Here is a 1325-nt window from a genome sequence, read left to right on the forward strand (position 1 = left end):
GACACCGCCGCGCCGTCAGCTTCTACACCCTCATCTGCGAAGAGCCAGTTTTCTCAGGCCCGATTTTGAATCCGCGGGCGTGCAGATGGTTGACGAGGTTGAGCCCTTCGAGTTGATGAAACTGCGTCTGCTCAACGCCTCACACCAGGCGCTGTGTTACCCAGGGCGGCTGGCCGGTCTGCAGTTCGCACACGAAGTTTGTACAGATCCCCTGTTTGTTGAATACCTGCTTGCGTACATGGAACTCGAGGCCACCCCCACGCTCCAGGAGGTCCCGGGAATTGACGTCCAGGAATACCGACACACTCTGATCGAACGATTTGCCAACCCACAGGTACGCGACACCTTGGCGCGCCTGTGTGCTGAGTCATCGGATCGTATCCCCAAGTGGGTGGTTCCCGTCATTCAGGACAATCTGGCTGCTGGACGTCCCGTGGACTTCGCCGCGGCGATCGTTGCATCCTGGGCCCGCTATGCGCAGGGCGTGGATGAATCGGGCAACCCGTTGGAGATCGTGGATTCACGCAAGGACAGTGTGCTGCAGGCTGCTGCCGCACAGGTGCAAGACCCGTTGGCCTTCGTCCGCGATCGCGAACTCTTTGGTGATCTGGTGGATCAGGACGAGTTCGTGGAGGCGTATCTCTGGGCCCTTGAGAGTTTCCGATCCTCGGGTGCTCGGGCCACGTTGACGGCCCTACTGGGCAAGCTCGGCCGCCCGTTGCCCACGGACTGAGGGGCAAACGGCTGTGGCAACACCGCAGTCCAACTGACCGGTGGACCCTCCGATGGGATTCGGGGGGTCCACCGATTCATCAGGCAGACAGTTCTGATTCCAGGTTGCGGCGCATGATGCTGTAGCTGTTGCGGTAGGCGGTGGCACCGTCGTCGTGAGTGTGAGCAATGTATTGGCTGCCGTCTGAGCCGGCTTGCCACGTGGGAAGTACGCCGGTGACGGCCCATGCCGCCTGACGTGCCGCGCCGAGTGCCACGTATTCGTCAGGAGCGGGCACGTACATGTCCACATCCAGGATGTGGGACAAGGCGGTGCGCAGCGCCACGGATCGGGCGCCACCTCCAACCAACAACGCGCGGTGGACGGGGACCCCCAGCTCGCGCAGCACGTCCAGACAGTCGGCCAGCGAGTTGGCCACACCCATGACCGAGCTGCGGGCCAGATTTTCCCTCGTCATGGACTCTCCGGTGATGCCGTGCCAACGTCCCGTTGCTGTCGGCAGGTTCGGGGTGCGCTCTCCGTCCAGATACGGCAGGAGCGTGAGCCCACCGCACGCGGGGGCACCGAGGCCGGCCGCAGCATCCAAGTCCTC

General features: G+C 63.0%; 2 protein-coding genes. One reads left to right on the forward strand and one right to left on the reverse strand.

What is annotated here, in order from left to right; genetic code table 11:
* Nucleotides 1-34: 34 nt before the first annotated feature.
* Nucleotides 35-733 carry a hypothetical protein gene (locus tag L979_RS13740; protein WP_369793007.1) on the forward strand — a complete coding sequence of 233 codons (699 nt, stop codon included), beginning with the start codon at nt 35-37 and terminating at the stop codon, nt 731-733.
* Between the two features lie 79 nt (nt 734-812).
* On the opposite strand, the gene L979_RS13745 is transcribed toward L979_RS13740, so the two are convergent.
* On the reverse strand, nt 813-1325 hold a 513-nt coding region (locus L979_RS13745), incomplete at its 5' end, for an FGGY-family carbohydrate kinase (RefSeq protein WP_047692815.1).

It is taken from the genome of Kocuria sp. ZOR0020 (assembly GCF_000800955.1).
Classification (GTDB): domain Bacteria; phylum Actinomycetota; class Actinomycetes; order Actinomycetales; family Micrococcaceae; genus Kocuria; species Kocuria subflava.